Source organism: Streptomyces sp. NPDC058812, assembly GCF_042744565.1.
GTDB classification, from domain to species: Bacteria; Actinomycetota; Actinomycetes; order Streptomycetales; family Streptomycetaceae; genus Streptomyces; species Streptomyces thinghirensis.
In genome coordinates, this window is sequence record NZ_JBHYOB010000015.1 from 1 (window position 1) to 2,382 (window position 2,382).

General features: G+C 74.8%; 2 protein-coding genes and 1 pseudogene. 1 reads left to right on the plus strand and 2 read right to left on the minus strand.

Going from position 1 to position 2,382, the window contains the following annotated elements; all coding sequences use genetic code 11:
• Window positions 1-149 precede the first annotated feature (149 nt).
• Both ACFW48_RS27025 and ACFW48_RS27030 read right to left on the minus strand, forming a co-directional pair.
• Window positions 150-632 carry a DUF456 domain-containing protein gene (locus ACFW48_RS27025; RefSeq protein WP_386318688.1) on the minus strand — a complete coding sequence of 161 codons (483 nt, stop codon included), beginning with the start codon at window positions 630-632 and terminating at the stop codon, window positions 150-152.
• An 84-nt stretch (window positions 633-716) separates the two neighbouring features.
• On the minus strand, window positions 717-1,700 hold the full coding sequence (locus tag ACFW48_RS27030) for a helix-turn-helix domain-containing protein (protein ID WP_386318690.1): 984 nt from the start codon (window positions 1,698-1,700) through the stop codon (window positions 717-719).
• A 294-nt stretch (window positions 1,701-1,994) separates the two neighbouring features.
• On the opposite strand from ACFW48_RS27030, the pseudogene ACFW48_RS27035 reads away from it, so the two are divergent.
• Window positions 1,995-2,382 (plus strand): annotated as a pseudogene (locus ACFW48_RS27035) (hypothetical protein); the annotation flags it as partial.

A 2,382-nucleotide genomic window follows, 5' to 3' on the forward strand; every position in this document is an offset into this window, starting at 1 on the left:
GTCAGGTGCGTGCTCTGGGGGTCCCCCCGGCCGGAGGCTGGGGGAGTGCCGGGCGTAGAGCCTCGTACTGGATGTACTTGGCTCTGCGCCCGGTGTGCCGAGAGTGCGTGCATGGCGTCGCGAGGCAGGCGGGAATTGTCAGACAGGCCCTAGCCCGCCAGCACCGCCCCCAGCCACGCCCCGGTGATCAGCAGGCAGGCGAACAACTCCGTCAGCACACTGGAGCCGCCCGAGCGCATCGCCGTGCGCAGGGCCGACATCGCCTCGCCGTGCCGGCCGAGTCGCAGCCGTTCGGCGAGGTAGATGCCGCCCATGAAGCCGGGTATCGCGCCGAGCGCCGGGACCAGGACGAAGCCGAGGAACGCGCCCGCGCCCGCGTACGCCGTGACCCGGCGGCCGGCGTCGTCCCGGCCCAGCCGCCGGGGCGGCAGCGTCCAGCGCACCGCCAGGGACAGGAGCAGCACGACCGTGGCGCCGACGAGCACCGCCCACGAGAGGGGCTGCGGATCCTTCAGCGCCCACCACAGGACCCCGGCCCACACCAGCCACGACCCGGGCATGCCGGGGAGCAGTACTCCCAACAGCCCGAGCAGGATGACCAGGCCGGACAGCAGGAGGTCCCACGCTCCCATCTGTCCAGGGTGCCGGAGTCGGGCGCGGTCCGCAGATGTCCGGCGGAGCGGGCGGGGACGGCCGGGACGGCCGGGACGGCCGGTTCAGCGTTTCCGGGCCACCCAGTCCCGCTCGTAAGCGTGCCAGCCCAGCTGGAGCCGGGTCGTGACCCCCGTCAGCTCCATCAGGCGCTTCACCCGCCGCTGTACGGTCCGCAGACCCAGGTCGAGCTGTTTGGCGACGCTCGCGTCGGTCAGGCCGGCCAGCAGCAGGGAGAGGATCTCCAGGTCGGTGGCGTCGGGCCCGTCCGGGCCGTGCTCGCTCACGCCGGCGGCGCCGAGCCGCAGCGGCAGCGCGTCCCGCCACACCGACTCGAACAGGCCCGACAGCAGTTCCAGCAGGCCGCTGGCGTGCACGACCAGCGCGGCCGGCTCCGAGGAGTGCGCCGTCAGCGGCACCAGGGCCAGCGCCCGGTCGGCGATCACCAGCTTGGTCGGCACCCGGTCCACCACCCTCACCTGCTCGTCGCGGCCCAGCGCGGCGGTCAGCTCGGTGATGCCGGTGGGCAGGTCCAGTACCGACCGCTCCACCACCACCCGGTACCCGACCCCGCGGCCGGCTGCCTGCTCCTCCGCGTCGTTCTCCATGCCGGTGACGGCGACGGGGTTGCCGGTGACCAGCGCGCACACCTCGTCGCTCGCCCCCAGCTGGAGCTGGAGGAAGCGCTGGGCGACCGCCGCGGCGCCGGTCACCACCTCCACCAGGTCGTGCACGGCGGGCTCGGCCGCCGCCGCCCGGTACTCCTCGGCCAGCAGCGCCGCCGCCAGCTCCGCCTTCTCCAGCTCGTGCCGCTGCTGGGCGAGCAGCGCGCCCAGCGCCACCCCCGGCGGCGCGGCGACCCAGCGGCCGGGCCGGGCCGACGACTGGGCCGCGAGCCCGTTCTGTTCCAGCCGGCGCAGCGCGTGCTCCGTGTCCCGCTCGCCGAGCGCCAGCCGCCGGGCCAGGTCGGGCACGTCGGCCGCGCCCAGGGACACCAGCGCCCGGTACGCCGACTCGTGCGTGTTCTCCAGCCCCAGCACTCCCAGCATCAGGCGTCGTCCCTCCCCGAGAACAAACCTCACCACCACCATGTGCGGAGCCGTCCGTGGCGGAAAACGGCCACGGCGCAAACCCGCCTCCGGACATCATCGCCGTACCGCCGGTCACTCTGCCAAGGTGGCGTCGCCGGGCGGTTCTCCCGTGGGGGGTGGGACCGCTCGGCCACCCCACCTCGCGACACGTGTTCGACACGTCCCCCGACACGCCGTCCGGCGCGGTGCCGGTCCGCCGGATTTTCCGGATGCCCCGTTTTCATACGGCTCCGTCGGTGGACAATCAGGAGCATGAGTCAGCAGGGGGGAACACCCACCGGTCGTGACGACGACTGGTGGGGGCAGCTGTACGACGACTCCACCGGCGACACCGGCCCCACGGCCGCGCCCGATTCCCTGGACGACCGCTTCGCCTCCGCGGCGGGGACGGTGGCCCGCCGCCCGGACCACGGCACCACGGACGGCACGAAACCGCCCCCGAACGCGGCGGACCCCGGCCAGGCGGCGGACCCGCCCCCACCCCCGGTAGTCCGCCCCCGGTCCGGGGGAGACCGGACCCCACCCGCGGCGCCGTACCCTTCCGCCGAGCGGAATCCCCCTCCGGCCGCAGACCGGCCCCCCTGGTGGGCACCCGCCGAGCCACTGGACATCCCCGGTCCCCGCACCGCGCCGTCTGCCC